Raw genomic sequence first — 26,103 nt, forward strand, 5'->3', positions numbered from 1 at the left:
CTTGCCGGCAATCGGGATGCTTGGTCGCAAATCGAGGCGGCGCGAGCCACCCGATACCTGCGAGGTCGTGTCGGCCTGGACTATTGCCTAAGCAGCCAGCCGAGCCGATCGAGCGAAAATGCGTAGCTGACGGCGATCAGCAGTGCGACGGCTATGCCGGCTGTCGTGCAACCGGCCAGGTGGAATCCGGCAGCGCCGCCGAACAGGATGACGAGTTCGAGCACCAGCCGCAAACCGCCCGGCACCGGAACCGGCGCCCGCCCCGAGCGGCTCGGATCGTTCGGCACCGCGAAGATTCCCCAGAGCGCGGCGGCGCCGAACGGCAATGCCACGGCAAGGATCCAACGCCACATGCCCGCTGAGAGGCTCCAGCCCGCCATGCCGAGGCCGAGCAAAGCGGCGAGCTCCAGCAGGAAGCGCAATGTCAGATTCCACCAGACGTTACCCACCGCCATAATCCTCCGATCGTCAGTCAACGGATAGCGCTCGAAGGCAATTGCATCAACCTGCCCGCATGCCTCTTCTCCACCATGGCGCAAAACGGCAAGCCCCGTCGCAAACAGTGCAAGGCTGGCAGCGCCGTTTCGCTAGTGATACAAGCTCGCGCGCCGGGGTTGGCTGATCTGCCCGGCCGTCATTTGCGAGGCCTGCGACGTTGAAGAAATACTCGGTATTCGCCATCGCCCGCGAGGCCATGCGCGGCCACAAGGGTTGGGAGGAACAGTGGTCCTCGCCGGAGCCGAAGAAGGAGTACGACGTCATCATCGTCGGCGCCGGCGGCCACGGCCTGGCCACCGCCTATTATCTCGCCACCGTGCACGGCATCACCAACGTCGCGGTATTGGAAAAAGGCTGGCTCGGCGGCGGCAATACCGGCCGCAACACCACCATTATCCGCTCGAACTATCTCTACGACGAGAGCGCCGGAATCTACGATCACGCGCTGAAGCTGTGGGACGGGCTCAGCCAGGAGCTCAACTACAACGTCATGTATTCGCCGCGCGGCGTCATGATGCTGGCCCACAACATCCACGACATCCAGGTGCTGAAGCGCCACGTCCATGCCAACCGGCTGAACGGCATCGACAATGAATGGCTGACGCCGGAGCAGGCCAAGGAATTCTGCCCGCCGCTCAACATTTCGCGCAATGCGCGCTATCCGGTGATGGGCGCCTCCCTGCAGCGCCGCGGCGGCACGGCGCGTCACGATGCGGTCGCCTGGGGCTATGCGCGCGGCGCCTCGGCGCGCGGCGTCCACATCATCCAGAATTGCGAGGTCACCGGCGTCAAGCGGGCGCCGAACGGCGCGGTCACCGGCGTCGAGACGACGCGCGGCTTCATCGGCGCCAGCAAGATCGGCGTGGTCGCCGCCGGCCACTCCTCGGTGATCATGAACATGGCCGGCGTGCGTATGCCGCTGGAAAGCTATCCACTGCAGGCGCTGGTGTCGGAGCCGGTCAAGCCGGTGGTGCCCTGCGTAGTCATGTCGAACACGGTGCATGCCTATATCTCGCAGTCCGACAAGGGCGAACTGGTCATCGGCGCCGGCACCGACCAGTATGTCTCCTATTCGCAGACCGGCGGGCTGCACATTTTGCAACATACGCTCGATGCGATCTGCGAGATGTTCCCGATCTTCACCCGTATGAAGATGCTGCGCTCATGGGGCGGCATCGTCGACGTGACGCCGGACCGTTCGCCGATCCTGGCCAAGACGCCGGTGCCCGGCCTCTATGTCAATTGCGGCTGGGGCACGGGCGGTTTCAAGGCAACGCCGGGTTCGGGCCATGTCTTTGCCCATACGATCGCCAGGGACGATCCGCACCCGATCAACGCGCCTTTCACCATCGAGCGCTTCCGCACCGGCCGCCTCATCGACGAGGCGGCGGCGGCAGCGGTGGCGCACTGATGATGACCGAGATGGCCGTCGCCATGCCGCTGATGCTCGCCGGCGAGCAAGGCCTGTTCCATTTTCCGTCGCCGGACGAGGTGCGCACGCAGCCGATCAGCCGCGCCGAAAACGAGACCGAATGGCCGTTTTCGGTCGACGACGGCATTCTGACCTGCGTCTGGAGCGGCGGACAAAGGGTCGTCTCGTTTCTTGAAGGCCGGCCGGCGGATCTGGACAACGACGAGCAGTTCGAGCCGCGCGTCGTCATCGTCACGGTCGATCCGGTCCTGCTGACGATCGGCAACATGGCCAACCGCGACCTCTTCAGCCCTGCGGCAAGCATCGAGGAGCGTATCCGGCTCGTCGCGCCCTTCGTGACCTTGGGCCAGAGGCTTTGCGACCAACCGGCCGGCGCCCGCGTCGGCCACGGCGAATTGTAGGACCAACCATGCTTCTCATCCGCTGCCCCTATTGCGAGCAAGAGCGTCCGGAGCTCGAGTTCCGCAACGCCGGCGAGGCGCATATTGCGCGTTCCCCAAACATCGCCGGCGAGAGCGACGACGATTTCGAAAAGTTCTTCTTCATCCGCTCAAATCCCAAGGGCATCATCTATGAGCGCTGGCGGCACATGCATGGCTGCGCGCGGTTCTTCAACGCCGTGCGCGACACCGTCAGCGACAGGTTCCTGATGACCTACAAGGCCGGCGAGCCGAAGCCCGTAAAGCTGCCGGGAGCCACCAAATGAGCGCGACATTCCGCATTGCCGGCGCCGGACGGCTCAAACAGGCAAAGATAGCTGGCTTCAGCTTCGATGGCCGTTCCTATACCGGTATCGAGGGCGACACGCTGGCCTCGGCGCTGCTCGCCAATGGCGTTCATCTCGTCGGCCGCTCGTTCAAGTACCACAGGCCGCGCGGCTTCCTGTCGGCCGGCGCCGAAGAGCCGAACGCGCTGGTCGAGATCAAGCGCGACGCGGCACGCAGGACGCCGAACGTCCGAGCTACGGTGCAGGAGCTCTATGACGGGCTGACCGCGCAGTCACAGAACCGCTGGCCGTCGCTCGCTTTCGACATCGGTGCCGTCAGCAGTATTGCCTCGCCGATGCTTTCGGCCGGCTTCTACTACAAGACCTTCATGTGGCCGAAGACTGCATGGAAAAACCTCTACGAACCCAAGATTAGGGCCGCCGCCGGCCTTGGCGTCGCTCCCGACCAGCCGGACCCCGACCATTATTCGGCGCGCTTCGCCCACTGCGATGTGCTGGTGCTGGGCGGCGGTGCCGCGGGTATCGCCGCGGCATTGGCCGCGGCTGAAACCGGGGCGCGTGTCATCCTTGCCGACGAGCAGGCGGAATTCGGCGGCAGCCTTCATTTCGAGAGCGGCGCCAGGATCGATGGCCAGGACGGTTTTGCCTGGGCGCAGTCCGCCGTCGCCAAGTTGAAGTCGATGGACAATGTCCGCGTGCTGCCGCGCACCACGGCGTTCGGCTATTACGCGCAGAATTTCGTCGGGCTGGTCGAGCGCGTCAGCGACCATCTGCAGAACCCCGGCCGCGACCTGCCGCGCGAGCGGCTGTGGCAGGTTCGTGCCAAACGGGTGGTGCTGGCGACCGGCGCCATCGAGCGGCACATGGTGTTTGCCGAAAACGACCGCCCCGGCATCATGCTGGCGTCGGCGGCGCGCACCTATCTCAACCATTACGGCGTCGCCGTCGGCAGGAATGTCGGCGTCTACACGGCAAACGATTCCGCCTACGCGGCGGCGATCGACCTGAAAAAGGCCGGCATCAACGTGGCGGCGATCATCGATCTGCGCGACAACCCGACCGGGCCGGTGATCGACGAGGCGAGGGCGCTCGGCATCGAGGTCAATTTCGGCCGCGCGGTGATACGCGCCGGCGGCAAATTGCGGGTGTCGTCGATGACCGTGCAGCCGAAGAATGGCGGCGGCGAACGCACCATACCGGTCGACGCGATCCTGATGTCGGCCGGCTGGACGCCGTCGGTGCACCTGTTCTCGCAATCACGCGGCAAGGTCGCCTTCAACGACGAGACCAAGCGCTTTGTGCCCGGAATTTATGCGCAGGACTGCGTCTCGGTCGGCGCCTGCAACGGCACCGACGGGCTGTCGGCGACCATCGACGAAGCCTACGCCGCCGGCGCCAAGGCGGCCAAGGACGCCGGCAGCAGGCCGGCCAAGGGCACCAAGCCGAAGGTCGACGCCGGCGAAAGCTGGTCGCGCGGCATGCTGGGTGCAGCACCCGGTGCCGGCGCCGACACGACGGTGAAGGCGTTCGTCGACTTCCAGAACGACGTCACCGCCAAGGACATCCGCCAGGCAGTGCATGAGGGCATGCGCTCGATAGAGCACGTCAAACGCTTCACCACCAATGGCATGGCGACCGACCAGGGCAAGACCTCCAACATGCACGGCCTGGCGATTGCCGCCGAGACGTTGGGCAAGCCGATCCCGCAGGTCGGGCTGACGACGTTCCGCGCGCCCTATACGCCGGTGACATTCGGCTCGATCGTCGGGCACGCGCGGGGTCCCCTGTTCGACCCGACCCGCAAGACGGCGATCCATCCCTGGGCCGAGCGCCAGGGCGCTGTATTCGAGGATGTCGGTCAGTGGAAGCGCGCCTGGTATTTCCCGAAGCCGGGCGAGGACATACATGCCGCCGTCGACCGCGAATGCGTCACGGTGCGCAAGACAGCCGGCCTGTTTGACGCCTCGACGCTGGGCAAGATCGAGGTGGTCGGGCCGGATGCGGCCAAATTCATGGAACTGCTCTACACCAATCCATGGGAAAAGCTCGAGCCGGGCCGCTGCCGTTACGGCATCATGCTGCGCGAGGACGGCTTCATCTATGACGACGGTGTCGTCGGCAGGCTTGCACCCGACCGTTTCCATGTGACGACGACGACCGGCGGCGCGCCGCGGGTCATGAACCACATGGAAGACTATCTCCAGACCGAGTTCCCGCATCTCAACGTCTGGCTGACCTCGATTACCGAGCAATGGGCGGTGATTGCCGTGCAGGGACCGAAGTCTCGCGACATCATTGCGCCGCTGGTCGAGGGCATCGACATGTCGGATGAGGCGCTGCCGCATATGTCGGTGCGCGAAGGCCGGATCTGCGGCGTGCCGACCAGGCTGTTTCGCATGTCGTTCAGCGGTGAGCGCGGCTTCGAGGTCAACGTGCCGGCCGATTACGGCGAGGCAGTCTGGGAAGCGCTATGGGCCGAGGGCCAGAAGCATGGCGCCTGTGCTTACGGCACCGAGTCCATGCATGTGCTGCGCGCCGAAAAGGGCTACATCATCGTCGGCCAGGATACCGACGGCACGGTGACGCCGAACGACGCCGGGCTCGACTGGGCGGTCGGCAAGAAGAAGACCGACTTCGTCGGCATTCGCGGCATGGCGCGGCCGGATCTGGTCGCCAAGGGCCGCAAGCAGCTTGTCGGCCTGAAGACCAGGGATCCCAAGGTGGTGCTGGAGGAGGGCGCGCAGATCGTCGCGGACCCGAAGCAGGCAATCCCGATGAAGATGATTGGCCATGTCACGTCGAGTTACTGGTCGCAAAATTGCGGCCGCTCGATCGCGCTGGGGCTGGTTGCCGGCGGCCGCGATCGCATGGGCGAGACGCTCTATGTGCCGATGCCGAACGGGGTGATCGAGGTGGAGGTCACCGGCATGGTGTTCTTCGACGAGAAGGGGGAGCGCCTCAATGGCTAAGGCCGCCGTGAAAACCAACGCCGCCGGACCCTCAGTCGAACGCCGTCCGGCTCTCGCCGGCCAGTCACTTTCCGCCGCCGGCGTTATACTTGCCGTGCTGCCGCCGGCCGAGCGCATATCGCTGCGCGCGCCGGAAGGTTCGATTGCGGCACTTTCGAAAGCGCTCGGCGTCGTCCTGCCGCAAAGGCCGAAGACCTCGGCGGCAAAGGCCGGACGCACGGCCTTGTGGCTCGGGCCGGACGAATGGCTGGTCATCGACGAGAACGGAAAAGATCCGCTCGCCGACTGCGCCAACATTTCCGTACTGCATTCGGCGGTCGGCATCTCGCACCGCAACGTCGCCATATCGGTTATCGGTCCGGCTGCCGCGGCGACGATCAATGCCGGCTGCCCGCAGGATCTGTCGCTCGACGCCTTTCCGGTCGGGGCGGCGTCGCGTAGCATTCTCGGCAAGGTCGAAATTGTGCTGTTGCGCACGGCGGCCGACGCGTTCCGCGTCGAATGCTGGCGTTCCTTTTCCGATTATGTCTTTACTTTTCTGTCCGAGGCAGCGCGCGACGCGGCAGCATAGGCATGTTCGCCGCGCCTGACCGTTTCTGCGACAGCGAGCCGAGGGAGAATGCAAATGCCGCCGAACTCCGCGCCGAAGTCGCCGGTCAAGACGCCGGCCGTGCGCTCTTTTGAAGACGAGCAGCGCACTGGGACGGATATCGAAGAGGAACTCGAGGAAGGCCTCGAGGATACATTCCCGGCCAGCGATCCGGTGTCGATCACCGGAACGGCCATTCCCGGCGCACCGGCAAGACCCGGCAAGCGTAAAAACGTGGCGGGACGGAAGCGTAAGAAGTGATCTGCACGCCGCGATAAAGCAGGGCTGAAGCACACAAGATCGGCGGCCGGAAATTCCTGCCGCCCTTTCGGTTCCTCACCGCGTATTGTCGCCCGACCGGCTCAGAAGCTGCTTGGCACGATCCACGGGTCGATGCCGATGCCGAGCCTCGGGCCCTTGCTGGCCTTGTGGGCCGCGGCGTCCGCCTTTTCAAGCGATCCGGTCGGCGCGCAATCGAGCTTCACATCGGCCTTGGTGTCGATGCAGGCCGCTTCTTGCTTGGCTGGCTGACTGCTGCCGGCAAATGCGGCGCCAGAGAGCGCCAGCAGGGCGGCGAACGTGAGGATTGCCTTCTTCATCGTCGGTCTCCGGTTCAGCTGTTGAATTTCTCGTACGTGTACGACATTGCGTACAGATACGCCCTGGACTCCCGGTGTTCAAGCAAAATCGTACGCGTACGGAGAATTGCCGAACGCTCGGCGCCGCAGCGCAGATCGTTCGAAGAAGATCCTGCAGATCGGGAGGAGCGCCGCTCTTCAGCAGTTGACCGGCGGCGTGAGCGGCGCAATCTCGTGCGCGGCGATGGCTTCGAGCATGATGTCGCCGATCCGTGTGATGAACGTCGTCTGGTCGCCGAACGGGTAGAACGGGAAGGTGATCAGCAGCGAGATGGCGCCGTGGCCGACCGCCCACAGCATGGTGGCGATGGCGCGTGGATCGCCTTTGAGCCTGCCGGCGGCAACGCAGGCTTCGACCCTCGCGATCAGCACTTTCATCGCCGGGTTGCCGCTCTCCATTTCGGCGAAGGTTTTTCCGGCTGGCGGCCTGACTTTTTCGGTCATGAAGACGGTGCGGTATTCGTTGGGATTTTCCAGCCCAAAGGCGGCGTATTCGACAAGCACCGCCTTGAGCGCCTCGATCGGGTGGTCGGCCGTATGATTTGCGATGCGCCTGGCCAAGGTCTCGAAGGCATCCTCGGCCAGCGCGAACAGGATGTCCTGCTTGTCGGCGAAATAGGAATAGACCGACATCGGCGCATAGCCAACGCGCTCTGCGAGCTTGCGGATGGTGAGGCCGTCATAGCCTTCTTCCTGGACAAGCTTGTGCGCGGCGTCGACCAGTTCGGAACGCAGTTCGGCCTTTTGTTTTTCGCGGCGCTCCTGGACGCTTAGCTGCAACTTTCTACTGCCTTATGACCGATGGCCGGATGCAGCATATATACGCTGTACGGCGTCGGGCAAGGGTGGCACGAAGCAGAAGCTTGACTGTCGCAATACCCATGTAACCCGGCAATAAAGCCGGCAACATCGGACTGTTACAGACAAAGACTAATTCGCGGCTCTGCAAGAATTTCGTTTCGGGAGGCCGTTATGACCGGAACTGAGCTCTCGTCCGGCGTGCCGGACGTGGACCCGCTTTCCCATCGCGCCAGGATGGCGCTCAGGCGCGTCGTCATGGTCGCATGGCTGGCGATCGCGCTCGGCTTTGCCATGGAAGCTCTCATTCTGACCGTCAGATTTGCGGCAGGTGCCTACCCCGCGACGACGCAGGTTCTGATCGAACTGGCGCAAGGCGTGACCTGGTCGTTCTTCGTCTGCGCCGGCGTCAGCCTCGGCACGGCACTCACCAAAGTGCGAGCCTCGCTCGGCGGCTTGATCAGCGCGATTTCAGCGCCACTGGCGATGGGCATCGCCAAAGGGACGCAAAAGGTCATGGTCAGCGCGCTGGACGCGGCGGCAAAGCCGGCCATCCTGTCGCTCACGACGCTCGGTGTGCTGCGGGCGATCGAATACGGGCTGCTCGGCTGGATACTGGCGTCGCTGGCATCGAAGGAAGAACCGCGTCCGCTCCATTTCGCGCTGGCAGGCGCCCTGATAGGCGCGGTATTCGGCGGCGGCATCACGGTGCTGACGATCGAGACGGCCGCGGCAAATGACGCTGCTCTCGCACTGCCGCAGGCGATCGCAACCGGCCTCAACGAGATCGTGTTTCCAATCGGTTGCTCACTGGTCGTCTACATTGCTTTGCAGGTCAGCCGCCATATGAAGTATGTCGCGGCCGAAGCCAAATAGATTTAGGTTCCCGGGCTTGGATGCCAGTCAAACCGCTTCCGGTTGGCGTTCGATCAGCGTCAGGGTCAGCCAGCGCGCGGTGAGCGCCGGTTTTTTCGAGCCCTCGATCTCGATCGTCACGTCGTGCGCCGTCTGCACCCACCCCGACGGCCTGACCTTGACGTCGGCCAGCACGAAACGGGTGCGGATACGCGAGCCGGTCTTCACCGGCGCCAGGAAGCGTAGCGAATCGAAGCCGTGATTGACGCCCATCTTGCTGTTTTCCAGCGGCGGCATGGTTTCGAAGGTCATCGCCGACAACAGCGAAAGCGACAGGAAGCCATGCGCGATGGTGCCGCCGAACGGCGTTTCGCGGCTGGCGCGTTCAGGATCGCAATGGATGAACTGATGGTCGTCGGTGGCATCGGCGAACTGGTCGATCATGCGCTGGGTGACGACCCGCCACGGCGACACGCCGACTTCCTTGCCGACGTTGGCCAGAAGCACATCGAGACTGATCGGTTCCACGCTGATGTCCTCCATCTTCACCCCCGGCATTTCACTCGCCGGATGGCGTGCGTCTCATTCCTTGAATAATGTCAGCCCGTGTTGCACCGACTGCCCGCCATCGATCGGCAGGATAGCGCCGGTGACATAGCTGCCGGCACGGCTGCACAAATAGAGCGTTGCGCCGGCAATGTCATCCGGTGCGCCGATGCGGCCGATCGGAACATGGTTGCCGACATGTCTTGCCTGGTCTTCGGTGCCGGTGGCGAAGGCCGTCATCCGGCTCCGGAAAGGGCCAGGCGCAAAGGCGTTGACGGTGATGCGGCGGGCGGCGAATTCGATCGCCAGGATGCGCGTCAAGTGGTGAACCGCGGCCTTCGAGGCCGAGTAGGAGTAGGCATCTTCGGCCAAAGGCTGCGTGCCCATCACCGATCCGAGGTTGATCACCCGGGCCGGGTCGGCATCGCTGGCGGCGGCTTCGAGCAGAGGCAGCAATTCGCGCGTCAGGTGGAAGACCGCCGTGACATTGACGCCGAACACCTTGGCCCAGGCATGGTAGGGAAAGCTTTCCAGCGGCGCGCCCCAGGAGATGCCGGCATTGTTGACCAGGATATGCAGCCGCTCGGTCCGCGCCCTGACCTCAGCCACAAGCGCCGCAATGCCGGCGTCGCTGGAGACGTCGCCGGCGAAACCCTCGGCCCGGCCGGGGGCGCCAAGCCCGTTCAGTTCGCCTGCAACCCCGACACAATCCTCGCCCTTGCGCGAGGCGATCATCACGGTGGCGCCGGCCTTGACCAGAGCGGTCGCCGCCATGCGGCCGATGCCGGTCGCGGCGCCGGTGACCAGCGCCGTCTTGCCGGCGACTGAGAACAGCTCGTCCAGATAGCTCATCGATTTCCTCCGCGCAGTTCACCGCTGTTTGACGGGTGGTTCAAGGAGCGGCTTCGCCTCGACAAGGCTAGCCGAACTACGATTATCCTTGCCACGGCTAAAGTATCCGGATTGGGGCAATGGCACGGTTTGCGGCTGAAATGGTTAAGCCCGAACGGCAAGGTGGTCATTCGGCCGTGACATGGGTCGGATGAATGATGCAGCCGTCCCTCCAAGCGAGCACCTTGGCCCCAGCGGTTCATTTCGCGCGTGAAGCAAGTCGTCATTACTCCTCCGCCAAGCTGCAGGCGGGTCTTGATGACGTGGGACGGTGGCCGAGCGATAGGGCAGGACTGACATTCGTTCGTGGACTGGAGCTATGCTTTCCCGGGGGAGCTGTGGGTAAGAAACAACGCATCGTCCTGCTGGCAGCTGTTTTGGCGTCTGCCTTTGGCGTTTTGTTGCTGATCCTGATCCTGCAGATGGTCAGTTTTTTGGTTGACTAGGCGCGGCCAGGAGCGTGCTTTCCAAAAGCCTGCGCTACCGCAGGCTTTCCAGCTCGCGGATGCGTTTGGCGCCGTCGGCCTCGAGCTGCCTTGTGACGGCGCCGATCAGCGCTTCGGCAACGACGAAAAGGGCGGCGGATGAGTCCCAGGCCGAAGGCACGGCGGTGCGCCCGGCGATGACATGGCGGGCAAAGCGAGCGATCGGCGACAGCCACTGGTCGGTAAACAGCACGATCTGCACGCCGCGCTGGTTGGCGGTCTCGGCAAAGCGGACGAGGCTGTCCTGATAGCGCCTGATATCGAAGATCACCAGCACGTCGCGCTTGCCCATGTCGATCAGCCGGTCGCGCCAGACGCTTTCCTGGCCGGCGAGATGGAAGACGTTGGGTTTGATGATAGCAAGGTGGGCCGCCATGTAGCGCGCCAGCGGGTCGGTGAAGCGGCCGCCGATCAGGAATGTCTTGCCGCGCCGGTCGGCAAGCTTGGCGACGATGTCGGCAAGCTGCTTGTCCGAGAGATGCCGGAATGTCTCGCGCATATTGTCGAGCGTCGCGTCCAGCATCGGCGAGACGGCGCTGGCGCCCTGCGATGGCGGATTGAGCGTGCGCGAGGCCGGCGACTGCAATTGCGCCGCCAGCTCGTCTTGCAGCGTCGACTGGAATTCCGGATAGTTCTGGAAGCCGAGCCGGGCGACGAAACGCAGGATCGTCGGCGACGACACGCCGGCGGCAGCCGAGAATTCGGCGACCGTCTTCAACCCGATCAGCGGATAGCTGGCGATCAGTGTTTGTGCAGCGCGCCGCTCGCCGGCCGGCATGGCGCCGATGCGGTCGGAGATCAGTTCGGCAATGCTGGAAACCATGTTTTTCCCCACCCTGGCCGTGCCATTACCGCATTATCGAAATCGCGTTTGACAAAGCCGGCCAAACTGTATGAAATCATCCGCAGGGACGCAATGAGGCAAAATACGTAACATACGATACAGCGCTCCCCGGGGACAGCAGACAATGGAGACAGCACGGCCCGCCAGCCTTGCATCGCCTGAAACCGTAAGGGTGACGAACCCTGGCGGATCGAGCCCTTTCGTGCTGACCTGCGACCACGCCTCAAACTTCCTGCCACCGGAATTCGGAACGCTCGGCCTTGCCGCCGAGGATCTTTCCCGCCACATCGCCTGGGATCCCGGCGCCTTGCCGGTGGCGCGCCGCATGGCCGAGGCACTGGATGCGACGCTGGTCGAGACCTGCATCTCGCGGCTCGTTATCGACTGCAACCGGCCGCTCGACGCGCCGGACCTGATAGTGACGGTCAGCGCCAGCGAAAAAACCGTGGTCCCGGCCAACCAGGGACTTTCGGCCGACCAGCGGGAGGCGCGCATCGCGCTGGCTTGGCGACCGTTTCACGAGCGCATCGCAACGATCATGGACGAGCGCCTGGCGTCCGGGCGGGAGACCAGGCTGGTCTCGATCCATTCCTTCACGCCGCTCTACAAAGGCAAAAGCCGGCCGTGGCACATCGGCATCATCCATGACGAGGACCGCCGGCTGGCGGCGCCGCTGATCGCGGCGCTGCAGCAGCTTGCCGGCGTCACCGTCGGCGTCAACGAACCCTATTCGCCGGCCGACCGGGTCTATTTCACGCTGGAACGCCATGCGCGCTCGCGCGGGCTGCCTTGCGCGATGATCGAAATCCGCAACGACGAGATCGCCGGCGCAGCCGGGCAGCGGAAATGGGCGGATCTGCTCGCGAGTATTTTTCTCAATCTGGAGCCCGAGGCGGCCAAGGCCTCCAGACCAAGCGCAGTCGGAAAGTCAGTTCAATCGGCCAGCTAAGAAACCAAAAGGGGACTAAAAATGGCAGCATCGGGCTACACTGAAGTTGACAAGGCGGAGGACGTAAAGGTCCTCCACAATATGGGCTATGCCCAGGAACTGGAGCGGCGCCTCAGTCGCTTTTCAAATTTCGCGGTCTCCTTTTCAATCATCTGCATCCTGTCCGGCGGCATCAACTCGCTGGCGCAGGCAACCTCCGGCTCCGGCGGCATCGGCATCGGCATCGGCTGGCTGGTCGGCTGTTTCGTTTCGCTGACCTTCGCTGTAGCGATGTCGCAGATCAGCTCGGCCTATCCGACCGCCGGCGGCCTCTATCATTGGGGCTCGATCCTCGGCAATCGCGGCACCGGCTGGGTGACGGCCTGGCTCAACCTGCTCGGGCTGATCACCGTGCTCGGCGCCATCAATGTCGGCACCTGGACGTTTTTCCTCGGCGCCTTCGGACCGGCGCTCGGCATCGAGGGTACGCTGACCAACCAGATGATCTTCCTGGTCATCATCACGGGCGCCCAGGCACTGATCAACCACCTCGGCATCAAGCTGACGGCCAAGCTGACCGACTTCTCGGGCTATCTGATCTTCTTCGGCTCGATCCTCATCGCCGTCGTCTGCCTGATCTCGGCCGAAACCTGGGATTTCAGCCGGCTGTTCACCTTCCACAATTATTCCGGCGATGCCGGCGCCGGTGTGTGGCCGTCGGTATCCAATGCCTGGGTGTTCGCGCTCGGCCTGCTGCTGCCGATCTATACGATCACCGGCTACGATGCGTCGGCGCATACTTCCGAGGAGACAATCAAGGCGGCGAGCTCCGTGCCGCGCGCCATGGTCATGTCGGTGATCTGGTCGGCCGTCTTCGGTTATCTGTTCCTCGCAGCCTTCGTTCTGATGATCCCGAACATGGACGATGCGGCCAAGCAGGGCTGGAACGTGTTCTTCTGGGCCTTCGACCAGCGCGTCAGCCCGGGCGTCAAGGAGTTCGTCTACCTCGTCGTCTTCCTGGCACAGCTGCTTTGCGGCCTCGCCACCGTCACCTCCGCTTCGCGTATGATCTTCGCCTTCTCGCGGGACGGCGGCCTGCCGGGTTCCTCGGCACTGGCCAAGGTCAGCCCGACCTACCGCACGCCGGTGGCGGCGATCTGGACGGCGTCGATCCTGTCCGTCCTGTTCGTCTGGGGCTCGACGCTGGTTTCAGTCGCAGGCACCTCGGCCTACACCATCGTCGTATCGTGCACCGTCATCTTCCTGTTCCTCTCCTTCACCGTGCCAATCGTGCTCGGCATGCTGGCCTGGGGAACGCCGAAATGGGACAAGATGGGGCCGTGGAATATGGGGCGCGCCATTTTCATGCTGTTCGGCGTGCTTTCGATCCTGTCGATGCTCCTGATCTTCGTCATCGGCATCCAGCCGCCGAACGACTGGGCGCTCTACATCACCGTCGGCTTCTTCATCCTGACGGCGATCGTCTGGTTTGCCTTCGAGCGCAACCGCTTCCAGGGCCCGCCGCTAGGCGACATCATCGCGGCGCGCCAGGCAGCGATCAAGGCTGCGGAACAGGCCGTCGGCGAAACCGGCCACTGAGGCAAGTCCTCCAGCTATGGCCGGCGCTTTGCCGGCCATAGCTTCCCACATCTTCAAAGTGGTCTTTTTTACAGGCCCGAAACGACAAGCGCTGGAGTGCCAAAGGAATGGCCGGAAATTTCTCCTTCGATCAGTTGAAGCAAGCGGTCTCCAGCGGAGAGGTCGACACCGTGCTGGCCTGCATCGTCGACATGCAGGGACGGCTTGCGGGAAAGCGGTTCCTGGCCCGGTATTTCGTCGATTCCGCGCATGACGAGACGCATGGCTGCAACTACCTGCTGGCCGCCGACATCGATATGGAACCGGTGCCCGGCTACAAGGCGGCGAGCTGGTCGAAGGGCTATGGCGATTTCGTCATGAAGCCGGACCTTGCGACGCTGCGGCGTATCCCCTGGCTGGAGAAGACAGCGCTGGTGATCTGCGACGTGCTCGACCACCATACCCATGACGACCTGGCGCATTCGCCGCGCGCTATGCTGAAGAAGCAGGTCAAGCGGCTGCAGGAACGCGGCTATATCGGCTATTTCGCATCCGAGCTCGAATTCTATCTGTTCAGCGAAACCTATGATTCCGCCCGCAAAAAGCACTGGCAGAGCCTCGAGACGGCATCGCCCTACATCGGCGATTACCAGATCGGCATCACCACCAAGGAAGAAGGCGTCATGCGCCGGCTGCGCAACGAGATGGAAGCGGCCGGCATCCCGATCGAGAATTCGAAGGGCGAGTGGGGGCCAGGCCAGGAAGAGATCAATGTCCGCTACGCCGAGGCGCTCGACATGGCCGACCGCCACGTGATCCTGAAGAACGGCGCCAAGGAAATCGCCGAGTCCGAAGGCAAGGCGATCTCGTTCATGGCCAAGTACAATTACGGGCTCGCCGGCAATTCCAGCCACATCCATAATTCGCTGTGGAGCGCCGACGGCAAGACGCCATTGTTCTACGACAAAAATGCCGAGTGGACGCTGTCGACACTCGGCCAGCAATGGGCGGCCGGCCAGCTCAAATATGCCAAGGAATTCACCTGGTTCCTGGCGCCATACATCAACTCCTACAAGCGCTTCCAGGCCGGCACGTTTGCGCCGACCAAGATCATGTGGAGCGAGGACAACCGCACCGCCGGTTTCCGTCTTTGCGGCGAGGGCACCAAGGGCATCCGCATGGAATGCCGCATCGGCGGCGCCGACCTCAATCCTTATCTCGCCTTCGCGGCACTGATCGCAGCCGGCCTTGCCGGCATCGATGAAAAGCTTGAACTGCAGAAGCCCTTCGTCGGCGACGCCTACCAGGCCTCGCAGCTGCCTGAAATTCCAAAGACACTGCGCGACGCCACCGCAACGCTGGCGGAATCGAAGATGCTGAGGCACGCGCTCGGCGACGATGTGCTGGAGCATTACATCCACACGGCACACTGGGAACAGTTCGAGTACGACCGCCGGATTACGGACTGGGAACTGCACAGGGGTTTCGAGCGGTATTGAATGGCTGGCAATGTCGGCGCCGCCCGCCCCTCACCTTTACCCTCTCGTGAAGAACGGGGAGAGGGGGTCGCCAGCGCTGGAGCTTGTCCCTTCTCCGTCACTATAGGCGGAAAGGTGCCGGCAGGCGGATGAGGGCGGCGTGACCAACGATAATTATTGTAGAATGCGAGGACCCAAGGCATGACCGAAACGGTCAAGATAAAATCCCCTGTCGACGGTTCGATCTATGCCGAACGGCCTCTGGCGACGGACCAGGCGATCGGTGCAGCAGTTGAGCGCGCCAAGGCGGCGCAGGAGAAGTGGGCGCAGACGCCAGTCGTCGAGCGCGGCAAATACATGCTTGCCATGCTTGAAGCGCTGGTCGCCATGACCGGCGAGATCGTGTCGGAGATCGCCTGGCAGATGGGCAGGCCGGTGCGCTATGGCGGCGAGTTCGGCGGCGTCAGGGAACGCGTTAGCTACATGGTCGAGATCGCCGAGGCGGCCTTGAAGCCGGTCATGGCCTCCAACCCGAAGGACGGCTTTCGCCGTTATGTGAAGAAGGTGCCACTCGGCGTGGTCATGGTGATCGCGCCATGGAACTATCCCTATCTCACCGCCATCAACACCATCGTCCCGGCGCTGATGGCGGGCAGCGCCGTCATCCTCAAGCACGCGGCGCAGACATTGTTGGTCGGCGAACGTTTTCAGCAGGCGTTCGACACAGCAGGCCTGCCCAAGGGCCTGTTCCAGAACCTTGTCATGAACCACGCGCAGACCGAAAGGCTGCTCGGCTCCGGCAAGATCGACCATGTCAACTTCACCGGCTCGGTCGCCGGCGGCCGCGCCATCGAAACGGCGGCCGCGGGCACCTTCATGACGCTCGGCCTCGAACTCGGCGGCAAGGATCCGGCCTATGTGCTGCCGGACGCCAAGATGGACCATGCCGTTGCCAATCTGGTCGACGGCGCCTTCTACAATTCCGGCCAGTGCTGCTGCGGCATCGAACGCGTCTATGTCCACGAGAAGGTCTACGATGAATTCGTCGAGGGCTTCATTGCCGAGACCAGCAACTACGTCGTCGGCAATCCGCTCGACCAGGCGACCACCATGGGACCGATGGCGCAGGCGCGCTTCGCCGACCTGATCCGCGAGCAGAAAGCCGAGGCGTTGCGCAAGGGCGCCAGGGCGCACATCAATATGAAGGTGGCCAACGACAGGCAAGGTTCGCCCTATCTGGCGCCGGAAGTCCTGACCCAGGTCAACCACCAGATGAGCGTCATGCGCGAGGAAAGCTTTGGCCCGATCGTCGGCATCATGAAGGTGCGCAACGACGAGGAGGCGATCGCGCTGATGAACGACAGCCCCTATGGGCTGACGGCTTCGATCTGGACGCGCGACACCGACCACGCGGCGGCGATCGGCGACCGCGTCGAGACCGGCACCGTGTTCATGAACCGCTGCGACTATCTCGACCCGGCGCTGGTCTGGACCGGCGTCAAGGACACCGGCAAGGGCGCGGCACTGTCGGCCATCGGCTACGACAATCTGACCAGGCCGAAATCATACCATCTGCGCGAAGCCATCTGATTTTTCGAAAGACAAAAATGACAAAACTCGTTTCCAAATGGAACTACCCGACCACCGTCCGCTTCGGCGCCGGACGCATCAAGGAGCTGCCGGAGGTGCTGGCGGCGACCGGCATCAAGCGGCCGCTGTTCGTTACCGACCCGGGACTGGCCAAACTGCCGGTGGTGGCTTCGACGCTGAAAATACTGGACGATGCCAAGGTGCCGCATGGCGTGTTTTCCGAGGTCAAGCCGAACCCGGTCGATTCCAACCTGACCGCCGGCATCGCCGTGTTCAAGCAGGGCAAGCATGACGGCGTCATCGCCTTTGGCGGCGGCTCGGCGCTCGACCTCGGCAAGCTGATCGCCTTCCAGGCCGGGCAGACACGCCCGGTCTGGGATTTCGAGGATGTCGGCGACTGGTGGACGCGCGCCGATGCCGATGCGATCGCGCCGATCATCGCGGTGCCGACCACGGCCGGCACCGGCTCGGAGGTCGGTCGCGCCGGCGTCATCACCAATGAGGCGACCCACACCAAAAAGGTCATCTTCCATCCCAAACTCTTGCCGGCGATCGTCATTGCGGATCCGGAGCTGTCGGTGGGCATGCCCGGTTTCATCACCGCCGGCACCGGCATGGATGCGCTTGCCCATTGCCTCGAAGCCTATTGTGCGCCGGGCTATCACCCGATGGCCGACGGCATCGCGGTGGAAGGCATCAGGCTGGTCTTCGAAAACCTGCCGAAAGCCTATGCCAACGGCAAGGATCTGGTCGCCCGCGCCAACATGATGAGCGCGGCCGCCATGGGGGCCGCCGCCTTCCAGAAAGGGCTTGGCGCGATTCATTCGCTGTCGCATCCGATCGGCGCGCTCTACGACACCCACCACGGCATGACCAACGCCGTGTTCATGCCCTATGTGCTGGCCTTCAACCGCGAGGCGATCGAGCCGCGCATCGCCCGGCTCGCCGCCTATTGCGGCATCAAGGGCGGCTTCGACGGTTTTGCGAAGGCGATCATCAAGCTGCGCAAAGAGCTCAAGGTGCCGCATGCGCTGCCCGGCCTGATCAAGGGGCTCGACATGGACAAGAAGCGCAAGGGCCTGATCGCCGACATGGCGGTGGTCGACCCGACCGCCGGCGGCAACCCGGTCAAGCTGACCAAGAAGGCGGCGCTGACGCTGCTGGAAAATGCCATCGCCGGCGCCGTCTGAGACAACTTCCGCATTGGGAAATCCACTTTGGAAAAGAGGCGAAGAAAGGGGGAAAGGATGAACGGCAAGGCCGAAACTAGTTAGCCGGAAAAATAGCCGCGTAGCGATTGCTACAGCCGGTTAAAAAGAGTTTACTTTTTCGTACTGCAGGGCATCGCTTTCACAAAGCTTTCATCTGGCTGTCACACGAAAACGATACCGCATCGCAGGCGTCCAACGGCGTCAGTTCAACGGAGAGAACACATGTTCAAATTCACGGGAAAACTGCTTTCCCTTACGGCCGTCGCCCTGATGGCGACCTCTGCCATCTCGTCGGCCCAGTCCATGGATGAACTGGTCGCCGCAGCCAAGGCTGAAGGCCAGCTCACGACTATCGCGCTGCCGCATGACTGGTGCGGCTATGGCGCCGTCATCGACGGCTTCAAGGCGAAATATCCGGAAATCACCATCAACGAACTCAACCCCGATGCCGGCTCCGGCGACGAGGTCGAGGCGATCAAGGCCAACAAGGACAACAAGGGCCCGCAGGCGCCCGACGTTATCGACGTCGGCCTGAGCTTCGGCCCGACCGCAAAGAAGGATGGCCTAATCCAGGCTTATAAAGTATCGACCTGGGACTCGATCCCGGACAGCGCCAAGGATGCCGAAGGCTTTTGGACCGGCGACTATTACGGCGTGCTTTCGTTTCTGGTGAACAAGGACCTGGTCAAGGAAGCGCCGGCCGACTGGGCCGACCTGCTGAAGCCGGAATTTGCCAATACCGTGGCGCTCGCCGGTGACCCGCGTGCTTCGAACCAGGCCATCCAGGCCGTCTATGCCGCCGGCCTTTCCAGCGGTGCGGCCGCCGGCGAAGCCGCCGGCACGGCTGGTCTCGACTTCTTCAAGAAGCTCAACGCCGCCGGCAATTTCGTGCCGGTCATCGGCAAGCCCGCGACGCTTGCCCAAGGCCAGACGCCAATCCTGGTGACCTGGGATTATAACGCGCTTGCCGGCCGCGATACGCTGAAGGGCAATCCGCCGGTCGACGTCGTCGTGCCGAAGACCGGTGTCGTCGCCGGCGTCTATGTTCAGGCGATCAGCGCCTACGCGCCACACCCGAATGCTGCCAAGCTATGGCTGGAATATCTCTATTCCGACGAAGGCCAGATCGGCTGGCTGAAGGGCTATTGTCACCCGATCCGCTTCAACGATCTCGCCAAGAATGGCAAGCTCCCGGCTGACGTGATGGCCAAGCTGCCGCCGGCCGAGTCCTATGCGGCCGCGGTGTTCCCGACGCTCGACGAGCAGGGCAAGGCCAAGGAAGCCATCACCAAGAACTGGGATGCCGTCGTCGGCGCCAACGTCAAGTAAGACTTGAGATCAGTCGGGCGGCTTAGATCGCCGCCCGGCATACCTCCAGGACGGTAGCCGGCGCATGACCGATATCTCGTTGTCCGATCACGCTGTTGCCGGGAAGACCGCGCCTCCTGCCGACGCCCGCAGCATGAGGCTGCCGACACAATGGCTTGGCGTTGCGCCTTTCTTCATCTTCGCCATCATGTTCCTGATCCTGCCCACGCTCTATCTGATGCTGGGCGCATTCCGGAACGATGCCGGCGAATTCACTTTCGAAAACATAGCGGCCTTGGCGCAGCCGTCGATCGTTGCCGCCTACTGGATCTCAATCAAGGTCAGCCTCGCCTCGTCGCTGATCGGTGCTTTCGCGGGGCTTGCCATTGCCATCGCCATCGTGCGCGGCGGGCTGCCGGAGTGGATACGCTCGGCGACACTGACCTTCTCCGGCGTGGCCTCCAATTTTGCCGGCGTGCCGCTGGCCTTCGCCTTTCTCGCGACGCTCGGCCGGCTCGGGCTCGCCACGGTGCTGCTCAACGTCTTGGTCGGCTTCAACATTTATGCCCATGGTTTCAACATTCTGTCGTTCTGGGGCCTGACACTGACCTATGTCTATTTCCAGATCCCGCTGATGGTGGTGATCATCGTGCCAGCGATCGACGGGCTGAAGAAGGAATGGGGCGAAGCGGCAGCAACGCTTGGCGCGACCCAGGCGCAGTTCTGGCGTATGGTCGTCATTCCGGTGATCTGGCCAAGCTTCCTCGGCACCGTCATCCTCTTGTTCGCCAACGCCTTCGGTGCCATCGCCACCGCTTACGCTCTGACCGGCTCCTCGCTCAACATCGTCCCTATCCTGCTCTACGCGCAGATCCGCGGTGACGTGCTGCACAATGCCCATCTCGGCTATGCCATTGCCTTCGGTATGATCGTCATCACCGGGCTTGCCAATGTCTTCTACATCTGGTTCCGGACGCGCTCGGAAAGGTGGCTTAAATGAAGAGCGGACGTTTCTGGGCCTGGGTCGTCTTCGCGCTGGGCGCTGCCTACTTCTTCATTCCGCTTATCGCGACCGTGGAATTTTCCATGCGCATGCGGCGCGGCGCCTATTCCTTCGATGCGTACAAAGTCGTGTTTGGCGACCCCCGTTTCCAGGCGACCTTCGGCTATTCCGTACTCGCTGCTGTTTTCACCATCATTCTCGGCGTGCTGATCGTGGTGCCTACCGCTTATTGGATCCGTCTGCGGATGCCGCAGCTCAGGCCCGTCGTCGAGTTCATCACGCTGCTGCCGCTGGTCATTCCCGCCATCGTCATCGTCTTCGGCTACATTAGAATGTACGGGTCGAACTCACCGCTGCCGTTCCTGGGCAGCGAGACAGGAGCCAATGCCTTGCTGGTCATCGGGTATGCGACACTGGCGCTGCCCTATATGTATCGCGCCGTCGACACCGGACTTCGCACGATCGACGTGCGGACACTGACCGAGGCGGCGCAGATTCTCGGCGCCGGCTGGGGCACGATCATCACCCGGGTCATCCTGCCCAATGTGCTGATCGCGGTGCTGTCGGGCGCCTTCCTGACCTTCGCCATCGTGATAGGCGAATTCACCATGGCCAGCCTGCTCAACCGGCCTGCCTTCGGACCCTATCTGCAGAACGTCGGCGCCAACCGGGCCTACGAGCCGGCGGCGCTTGCCATCATCGCCTTCGCCATCACCTGGGGCTGCATGTCGCTGATCCAGATCCTGTCGCGTTTCGCGCCGCGATCGGCGAACCGTCCGAACTGACCCGAAGGAAAAAGCCATGACCGAGCCATTCCTCTCAATCCAGCATGTGCGAAAATCCTTCGGCCCCATCACCGTGGTGCAGGATTTCAACCTCGACGTCGAGCCGGGCGAATTCGTCTCTTTCCTTGGGCCATCGGGCTGCGGCAAGACGACGGTGCTGCGCATGGTCGCCGGTTTCGAAGAACCATCCGCCGGCAAGATCGTCGTGGCCGGCAAGGACATCACCCGGCTGAAGCCCAACCAGCGCAATGTCGGCATGGTGTTCCAGGCCTATGCGCTGTTTCCGAACCTCACCGTGGCGCAGAATATCGGCTTCGGGCTGAAGGTCGCCGGCATGCCAAAGGCCGATGCCGACAGGCGCATTGCCGAAATGCTCGATATCATCAAGCTGCCGCAGATGGGCGACCGCTATCCCTACCAGCTTTCCGGCGGCCAGCAGCAGCGCATCGCGCTGGCGCGGGCAATTGCGCCGAAGCCGAAGCTGTTGCTGCTCGACGAGCCGCTGTCGGCGCTCGACGCGAAGGTGCGCGTGTCGCTGCGCGAGGAAATCCGCTCGATCCAGAAGAAGCTCGGCATCACCACCATCTTCGTCACCCACGACCAGGAAGAGGCGCTGTCGATCTCCGACCGCATTGCTGTCATGTATGGCGGCAAGGCCGAGCAAGTGGGCACGCCGTTCGAGATCTACAACCGGCCGGCAACCAAATTCGTTGCAAATTTCGTCGGCACGCTGAACGTGCTTGAAGGCACGGTCACCGACGCGGCTTCGGGCAAGGTGCGCATCAATTCGCAAGAGGTTTCGCTCAAGGGCAAGCTCAACGGCTCGAAATCCGGCGACACGCTGTCGTTGGCACTGCGTCCGGAAGCGATTTCGCTCGGCCGCCACCCCGGCCGCGACTCCAGCCTTTCGGGCGAAATCGCCGAGGTGCATTTCCTCGGCTCGGTCATCCGGGTGCGCGTCGGCATCGGCGGCGCCACGGTCTCGCTCGACACGTTCAACAGCCCGGCCACGCCGCCGCCGGCCGTCGGCGAAAAGGCCGAAATTTCGTTCTCGTCGGGCGACATGCTGGTGCTGCATTAGGGGTAGAGGGAATAGTGAATAGTGAGAATGCGCTTTACGCGCCGAAATTCCTCTACGCGCAGCCATTCACCATTCGCCAGCAGCCAAAGCCGTCGCCGTTTTTGCAGTGCCAATCGCCCGGCTTCACCGCTACGATAAGGCATGGCGCTTTTTGAACTCACCCTTGTCCTGCTTCTCATCGCGGTCGTCCTGACCGCGCTGTCGCGGCGTCTGCAGATTCCCTATCCTTCATTGTTGGCGCTGGCCGGCGCTGGCATCGCCTTCCTGCCGTTTGCCCCGACCATCGAGATCGACCCGGAGCTGGCGCTCGCTCTGTTCATCGCGCCGGTTCTGCTCGACGCGGCCTACGACACGTCGCTGCGCGATCTCAACCGCTACAAGGTTTCGCTCATCCTGCTGGCGCTTGGCGCCGTCATCTTCACCACGGTGGCGGTCGCTCTGGTGGGCTGGACGATGGCAGGCCTGCCCGTCGCCGCCGCCATAGCGCTTGGCGCGATTGTGGCGCCGCCCGATGCGGTGGCAGCGGCGGCCGTGCTCGGGCAGTTCAAGGTACCGCACCGCATCACCGCCATCCTGGAAGGCGAGAGCCTTCTCAATGACGCGACGGCACTGCTGATCTACCGAATGTCGGTTTCCGCAGCCGCCGGCTCCATCCTGTTGAGCAGTGCCGTACCAATGATCCTGCTGTCGACGGTCGGCAGCCTTGCCGCAGGCTATGTGCTCGGCCGGTTGTCTCTCGCCATACTCGGCCGTATCGACGACCCGGCGAGCGGCACCGTGGTGCAATTCGCCTCAACCTTTGGCGTCTGGATCCTGGCCGACAGGATAGGGCTGTCCGCCATCATCACGATCGTCGTCTATGCCATGACGATCGCCCGTACATCGCCGCGCCGCATGCCGGCAAGGAATCGTGTCAGCTCCTACTCGGTCTGGGAGACGGCGGTGTTCGTGCTCAACGTCCTGGCCTTCGTCCTGATGGGCCTGCAAGCGCGATCGATTGTCGGTCGACTTGCCGAGCAAGGACAAAGCGAGGCGTTCGTCTTTGCCCTGGCGGTGCTGGCCATTGTCATCGTATCGCGGCTCGTCTGGGTGCTGGGCTGCGGCGCGATCCTCAGAGCGCTGGCACGTCTGGGCGACGAGGACAGGCGGAAGGACGCGCCGACATTTCGCGGCGGCGTGCTTATCGGCTGGTGCGGCATGCGCGGCCTGGTGACGCTTGCGGCAGCCTTCGCCTTGCCGGCCGACTTTCCGGGCCGTGATCCGATCGTGCTCGCCGCTTTCACGGTCGTGCTCGGCACGCTGGTGCTGCAAGGCGTCAGCCTGAAGCCGTTGCTGAGTGTGCTCAATCTCAAGCCCGACCAGACGGTCGACCGGGAGGTGGCGCGGGCGCGCGTCGCCATCATGCAGGCTGCGCTCGACGTGCTCAGCGGCAAGACGTCGAGCGCCGCGGGGGCGGTGCGCGAGCAATATGCCGCCCAGCGCGCCATCGCCGAGAACCCGGAGGATGCCCAGGCGGCGACCGAGTATGACAGGTTGCGTCTTTATGCCATCAAGAGCCAGCGCGATGCACTGGAGCGCCTGCGCATCGACGGAACGATCGGCGACGAGGCCTACCACCGCCTCGAGGAAGAGATCGACTGGTCGGAACTGGCTGCATCCCCGCCCGGGCGGTTCCAGCCACTGACGACTTAGCATCTGGCCCAAGCTCCCTCCGTTCGGCTGCACATTGCAACCAATCCACCGAACGGCTACTGCCAGCAGGAAACTGAGCCGGATAAGCAATGAAGCTGGTCAGCTATAACATCCAGTACGGCTTCGGCGGCGATGGCCGCTACGATCTGGCGCGTTGCGCCAAGGTCGTCGCCGGCGCCGACGTCATCGCCTTGCAGGAAGTCGAGCGGCACTGGTTACGCAGCAACGAGGACGACCAGCCGGAACTTCTTTCGCGATTGCTGCCCGACTACCATTGGGTCTACGGCCCGGCCTTCGACATGGATGCCAGCCAGCGGCGTGACGGCCGCATCGTCAACCGGCGGCGGCAATTCGGCACCATAGTTCTGTCTAAGCTGCCGATTGTCTGGTCGCGGCTGCACACGCTGCCGCTCAGGCGCACGCTGCGTCCGCTCAACACCCGCAACGCCGCACTCGAATGCATGATCCGTACCCCTGCCGGCCCGGTGCGGTTCTTTTCGCTGCATCTGGCGCATATCGCGGCCGAGGAGCGGCTGGAGCAGATCGACTATCTGCTGGCCGAGCATCGCCGCGCGCCGTCCGAGGGCGGCCCATGGAGCGGCGCCGCCGCCGAGTAGGCGGGCAACTGGAGCAATGGCGAACGGGAGCCAGAAAACCCCGTAGCGGCGATCTGGTTGGGCGACTTCAACATGGAGCCGGATAGCGCCGAGTACCGCCGCATCGTCGGCAGCGCGCCCTATCATCGCGGTGCCGCCTATCTCGACAGTTTTGTCGACGCCGCCGCCGTCGCCCGCGAACCGACGTCGGACTTCCACACCCATGTGAAGACCATCGACGGCAGGATCGCAAAGCGCCGGCTCGACCATTGCTTCGTCGGCGGCATGTTTGCCGGGCGCGTGCGATCGGTCAGCGCCGATATCGGCCAAGTCGCCTCCGATCATTTTCCGCTCTGGGTCGATATCGACCTGGAGACGCCTATCGCCATAGGGACGGGCGGCGGATGAACCGCCGATGAGCCTGTTTGTCTTTTTCGCGGTGCTCGCCGCCGCTTCCATGCATGCGATCTGGAATGCGCTGGTCAAGGTCCATCTCGACCGTTTCCTGTCGATAACGCTGATGACGCTCGGCATGGGTGCCGCCGCACTGGTGACGTTGCCCTTCGTCGAGGTGCCGAAGCCGGAAGTGTGGCCATACATCCTCGCCTCGGTTGTCTTCCACATGGGCTACAGGACGTTCCTGATCGGCGCCTACAAGGCCGGCGATTTCGCCCAGACCTATCCGCTGGCGCGCGGCACCGCGCCCTTGCTGGCCGCTTTGGGGGGCGTTGTGGTGGTTGCCGAGATGCCGGCGCCGCTCGCCATTCTCGGCATTCTCTTGTTGTCGGCGGGCACGCTGGTGCTGTCGTTTCGCGGCGGCGCGCATCTGGAGAAATTGAACCTGCGCGCTGTCGGTTTCGCGTTGGGCACATCGATCTTCATCGCCAGCTATACGCTGTCGGACGGCAGCGGCGCGCGGCTGGCCGCCACCGCATCGAGCTATGCGGCCTGGCTGTTCGTCTGCGATGCGCTGTGGGCGCTGGTGCTTTGCGTCGTCTTTCGCGGCCCACAGGCACTGCCGGTGCTGGCGCGCGACTGGAAGGCAGGAATCTATACCGGCGTGCTCAGCGGCGGCGCCTACTGGATCGTGATGTGGGCGATGACCAAGGCGCCGATCGCCTCGGTGGCGTCGCTGCGCGAAACATCGATCCTGTTCGCCATGATGATCTCGGTGTTCGCGCTCGGCGAGAAGATGACGGCATGGCGGGGTGCCGCGGTGCTCAGCATCGTTGCCGGCGTGGTTGCGCTGAGAATGGGATAGTCACGCGATCTCCAGGTCGAACACCATCAGGCCGTCCGTGCCGCCTTCGAGCGCCGCGACCAGTCTTGCGCCGGCTCGCTGATGCGCTTCATGCTCGAGATAGGCATCGCGTGCGGCGGCATCGCGAAAGTCGATGGTGAAGCCGTATGTGAAGCCGCGGGCGAAGGGCTCGGGGCTGGTGTTGGCGCTGAATTCGACCTTGCCCATGCCGCCGATCATCGACCGCAACGCTTCGAGATCGGCATGGATCGCCGCCCGCTCGGCGTTAGCGACATCGTTGCGGAATCTGACGAAAACACAGTGCCGGATCATTCCTTGTC

At 63.4% G+C, this 26,103-nt stretch carries 26 protein-coding genes and 1 pseudogene; 20 read left to right on the forward strand and 7 right to left on the reverse strand.

Features of this window, described 5'->3' with window-relative positions:
- Positions 1 to 80: 80 nt before the first annotated feature.
- A complete protein-coding gene (locus NKJ72_RS16130; RefSeq protein ID WP_352478142.1) occupies positions 81 to 455 on the reverse strand; it encodes a YrdB family protein in 375 nt (124 codons plus the stop codon).
- Positions 456 to 655: 200 nt separating this feature from the next.
- Here NKJ72_RS16130 and NKJ72_RS16135 point away from each other — a divergent pair, with 200 nt between their 5' ends.
- From NKJ72_RS16135 to NKJ72_RS16160, 6 genes are read left to right on the forward strand one after another with little or no spacing between them, the layout of a single operon-like run.
- Positions 656 to 1,909 carry a sarcosine oxidase subunit beta gene (locus NKJ72_RS16135; RefSeq protein ID WP_352478144.1) on the forward strand — a complete coding sequence of 418 codons (1,254 nt, stop codon included), beginning with the start codon at positions 656 to 658 and terminating at the stop codon, positions 1,907 to 1,909.
- Entirely contained in the window at positions 1,909 to 2,331 is a 423-nt protein-coding gene (locus NKJ72_RS16140; RefSeq protein WP_352478146.1) for a hypothetical protein, read from the forward strand. Before NKJ72_RS16135 ends, NKJ72_RS16140 begins: the two co-directional genes overlap by 1 nt.
- A gap of 8 nt (positions 2,332 to 2,339) precedes the next feature.
- Positions 2,340 to 2,636: a sarcosine oxidase subunit delta gene (locus NKJ72_RS16145; protein ID WP_352478148.1), complete on the forward strand. Its 297-nt coding sequence runs from the start codon at positions 2,340 to 2,342 to the stop codon at positions 2,634 to 2,636.
- Positions 2,633 to 5,626: a sarcosine oxidase subunit alpha gene (locus tag NKJ72_RS16150; protein WP_352478150.1), complete on the forward strand. Its 2,994-nt coding sequence runs from the start codon at positions 2,633 to 2,635 to the stop codon at positions 5,624 to 5,626. Before NKJ72_RS16145 ends, NKJ72_RS16150 begins: the two co-directional genes overlap by 4 nt.
- Complete coding sequence (locus NKJ72_RS16155; protein WP_352478152.1) at positions 5,619 to 6,197, forward strand: sarcosine oxidase subunit gamma; 579 nt, start codon at positions 5,619 to 5,621, stop codon at positions 6,195 to 6,197. Before NKJ72_RS16150 ends, NKJ72_RS16155 begins: the two co-directional genes overlap by 8 nt.
- A gap of 54 nt (positions 6,198 to 6,251) precedes the next feature.
- Positions 6,252 to 6,476, forward strand: coding sequence for a hypothetical protein (locus tag NKJ72_RS16160; protein WP_352478153.1), 225 nt, complete (start codon positions 6,252 to 6,254; stop codon positions 6,474 to 6,476).
- A gap of 101 nt (positions 6,477 to 6,577) precedes the next feature.
- Here NKJ72_RS16160 and NKJ72_RS16165 read toward each other — a convergent pair whose 3' ends face one another.
- The gene (locus tag NKJ72_RS16165; protein WP_352478154.1) at positions 6,578 to 6,814 is read right to left on the reverse strand and encodes a DUF680 domain-containing protein; all 237 of its coding nucleotides are present in this window, start codon (positions 6,812 to 6,814) and stop codon (positions 6,578 to 6,580) included.
- Positions 6,815 to 6,991: 177 nt separating this feature from the next.
- Positions 6,992 to 7,633 carry a TetR/AcrR family transcriptional regulator gene (locus tag NKJ72_RS16170; protein WP_352478156.1) on the reverse strand — a complete coding sequence of 214 codons (642 nt, stop codon included), beginning with the start codon at positions 7,631 to 7,633 and terminating at the stop codon, positions 6,992 to 6,994.
- Positions 7,634 to 7,825: 192 nt separating this feature from the next.
- Between NKJ72_RS16170 and NKJ72_RS16175 the strand changes: the two genes are divergently transcribed.
- Positions 7,826 to 8,527, forward strand: a complete 702-nt coding sequence (locus NKJ72_RS16175; protein ID WP_352478158.1) for a hypothetical protein — start codon at positions 7,826 to 7,828, stop codon at positions 8,525 to 8,527.
- A gap of 27 nt (positions 8,528 to 8,554) precedes the next feature.
- On the opposite strand, the gene NKJ72_RS16180 is transcribed toward NKJ72_RS16175, so the two are convergent.
- Both NKJ72_RS16180 and NKJ72_RS16185 read right to left on the reverse strand, forming a co-directional pair.
- Positions 8,555 to 9,049: a MaoC family dehydratase gene (locus NKJ72_RS16180; protein ID WP_031211357.1), complete on the reverse strand. Its 495-nt coding sequence runs from the start codon at positions 9,047 to 9,049 to the stop codon at positions 8,555 to 8,557.
- Between the two features lie 39 nt (positions 9,050 to 9,088).
- Positions 9,089 to 9,904: an SDR family oxidoreductase gene (locus NKJ72_RS16185; protein ID WP_352478160.1), complete on the reverse strand. Its 816-nt coding sequence runs from the start codon at positions 9,902 to 9,904 to the stop codon at positions 9,089 to 9,091.
- A 194-nt stretch (positions 9,905 to 10,098) separates the two neighbouring features.
- On the opposite strand from NKJ72_RS16185, the gene NKJ72_RS16190 reads away from it, so the two are divergent.
- On the forward strand, positions 10,099 to 10,389 hold the full coding sequence (locus tag NKJ72_RS16190) for a hypothetical protein (RefSeq protein ID WP_352478162.1): 291 nt from the start codon (positions 10,099 to 10,101) through the stop codon (positions 10,387 to 10,389).
- Between the two features lie 34 nt (positions 10,390 to 10,423).
- Here the strand turns inward: NKJ72_RS16190 and NKJ72_RS16195 are convergent, their stop codons facing one another.
- Positions 10,424 to 11,251 carry a MurR/RpiR family transcriptional regulator gene (locus tag NKJ72_RS16195; RefSeq protein WP_352478163.1) on the reverse strand — a complete coding sequence of 276 codons (828 nt, stop codon included), beginning with the start codon at positions 11,249 to 11,251 and terminating at the stop codon, positions 10,424 to 10,426.
- A 145-nt stretch (positions 11,252 to 11,396) separates the two neighbouring features.
- Between NKJ72_RS16195 and NKJ72_RS16200 the strand changes: the two genes are divergently transcribed.
- The 12 genes and pseudogenes from NKJ72_RS16200 to NKJ72_RS16255 all read left to right on the forward strand — a co-directional run bounded on the left by NKJ72_RS16200 (position 11,397) and on the right by NKJ72_RS16255 (position 25,783).
- On the forward strand, positions 11,397 to 12,221 hold the full coding sequence (locus tag NKJ72_RS16200; protein WP_352478165.1) for an N-formylglutamate amidohydrolase: 825 nt from the start codon (positions 11,397 to 11,399) through the stop codon (positions 12,219 to 12,221).
- A gap of 21 nt (positions 12,222 to 12,242) precedes the next feature.
- The gene (locus NKJ72_RS16205) at positions 12,243 to 13,799 is read left to right on the forward strand and encodes an amino acid permease (RefSeq protein ID WP_254816891.1); all 1,557 of its coding nucleotides are present in this window, start codon (positions 12,243 to 12,245) and stop codon (positions 13,797 to 13,799) included.
- Positions 13,800 to 13,906: 107 nt separating this feature from the next.
- Entirely contained in the window at positions 13,907 to 15,277 is a 1,371-nt protein-coding gene (locus NKJ72_RS16210; RefSeq protein ID WP_352478167.1) for a glutamine synthetase family protein, read from the forward strand.
- A gap of 180 nt (positions 15,278 to 15,457) precedes the next feature.
- Complete coding sequence (locus NKJ72_RS16215; RefSeq protein WP_352478169.1) at positions 15,458 to 16,846, forward strand: aldehyde dehydrogenase family protein; 1,389 nt, start codon at positions 15,458 to 15,460, stop codon at positions 16,844 to 16,846.
- A gap of 17 nt (positions 16,847 to 16,863) precedes the next feature.
- A complete protein-coding gene (locus tag NKJ72_RS16220) occupies positions 16,864 to 18,036 on the forward strand; it encodes an iron-containing alcohol dehydrogenase (RefSeq protein ID WP_352478171.1) in 1,173 nt (390 codons plus the stop codon).
- 243 nt (positions 18,037 to 18,279) lie between these two features.
- Complete coding sequence (locus NKJ72_RS16225; protein WP_254816895.1) at positions 18,280 to 19,386, forward strand: ABC transporter substrate-binding protein; 1,107 nt, start codon at positions 18,280 to 18,282, stop codon at positions 19,384 to 19,386.
- 64 nt (positions 19,387 to 19,450) lie between these two features.
- Complete coding sequence (locus NKJ72_RS16230; protein ID WP_023675356.1) at positions 19,451 to 20,365, forward strand: ABC transporter permease; 915 nt, start codon at positions 19,451 to 19,453, stop codon at positions 20,363 to 20,365.
- Positions 20,362 to 21,153: an ABC transporter permease gene (locus NKJ72_RS16235; protein WP_352478173.1), complete on the forward strand. Its 792-nt coding sequence runs from the start codon at positions 20,362 to 20,364 to the stop codon at positions 21,151 to 21,153. Before NKJ72_RS16230 ends, NKJ72_RS16235 begins: the two co-directional genes overlap by 4 nt.
- Positions 21,154 to 21,169: 16 nt before the next feature.
- A complete protein-coding gene (locus NKJ72_RS16240; protein ID WP_352478175.1) occupies positions 21,170 to 22,234 on the forward strand; it encodes an ABC transporter ATP-binding protein in 1,065 nt (354 codons plus the stop codon).
- Between the two features lie 141 nt (positions 22,235 to 22,375).
- Positions 22,376 to 23,926, forward strand: a complete 1,551-nt coding sequence (locus NKJ72_RS16245) for a cation:proton antiporter (protein ID WP_352478177.1) — start codon at positions 22,376 to 22,378, stop codon at positions 23,924 to 23,926.
- Positions 23,927 to 24,015: 89 nt separating this feature from the next.
- Positions 24,016 to 24,930 (forward strand): annotated as a pseudogene (locus NKJ72_RS16250) (endonuclease/exonuclease/phosphatase family protein).
- A 7-nt stretch (positions 24,931 to 24,937) separates the two neighbouring features.
- On the forward strand, positions 24,938 to 25,783 hold the full coding sequence (locus NKJ72_RS16255) for an EamA family transporter (protein WP_023675361.1): 846 nt from the start codon (positions 24,938 to 24,940) through the stop codon (positions 25,781 to 25,783).
- Here the strand turns inward: NKJ72_RS16255 and NKJ72_RS16260 are convergent, their stop codons facing one another.
- Positions 25,784 to 26,095: a Dabb family protein gene (locus tag NKJ72_RS16260; RefSeq protein WP_352478179.1), complete on the reverse strand. Its 312-nt coding sequence runs from the start codon at positions 26,093 to 26,095 to the stop codon at positions 25,784 to 25,786.
- Positions 26,096 to 26,103: the final 8 nt, after the last annotated feature.

The organism is Mesorhizobium sp. M0045 (assembly GCF_040323385.1).
Lineage (GTDB): Bacteria > Pseudomonadota > Alphaproteobacteria > Rhizobiales > Rhizobiaceae > Mesorhizobium.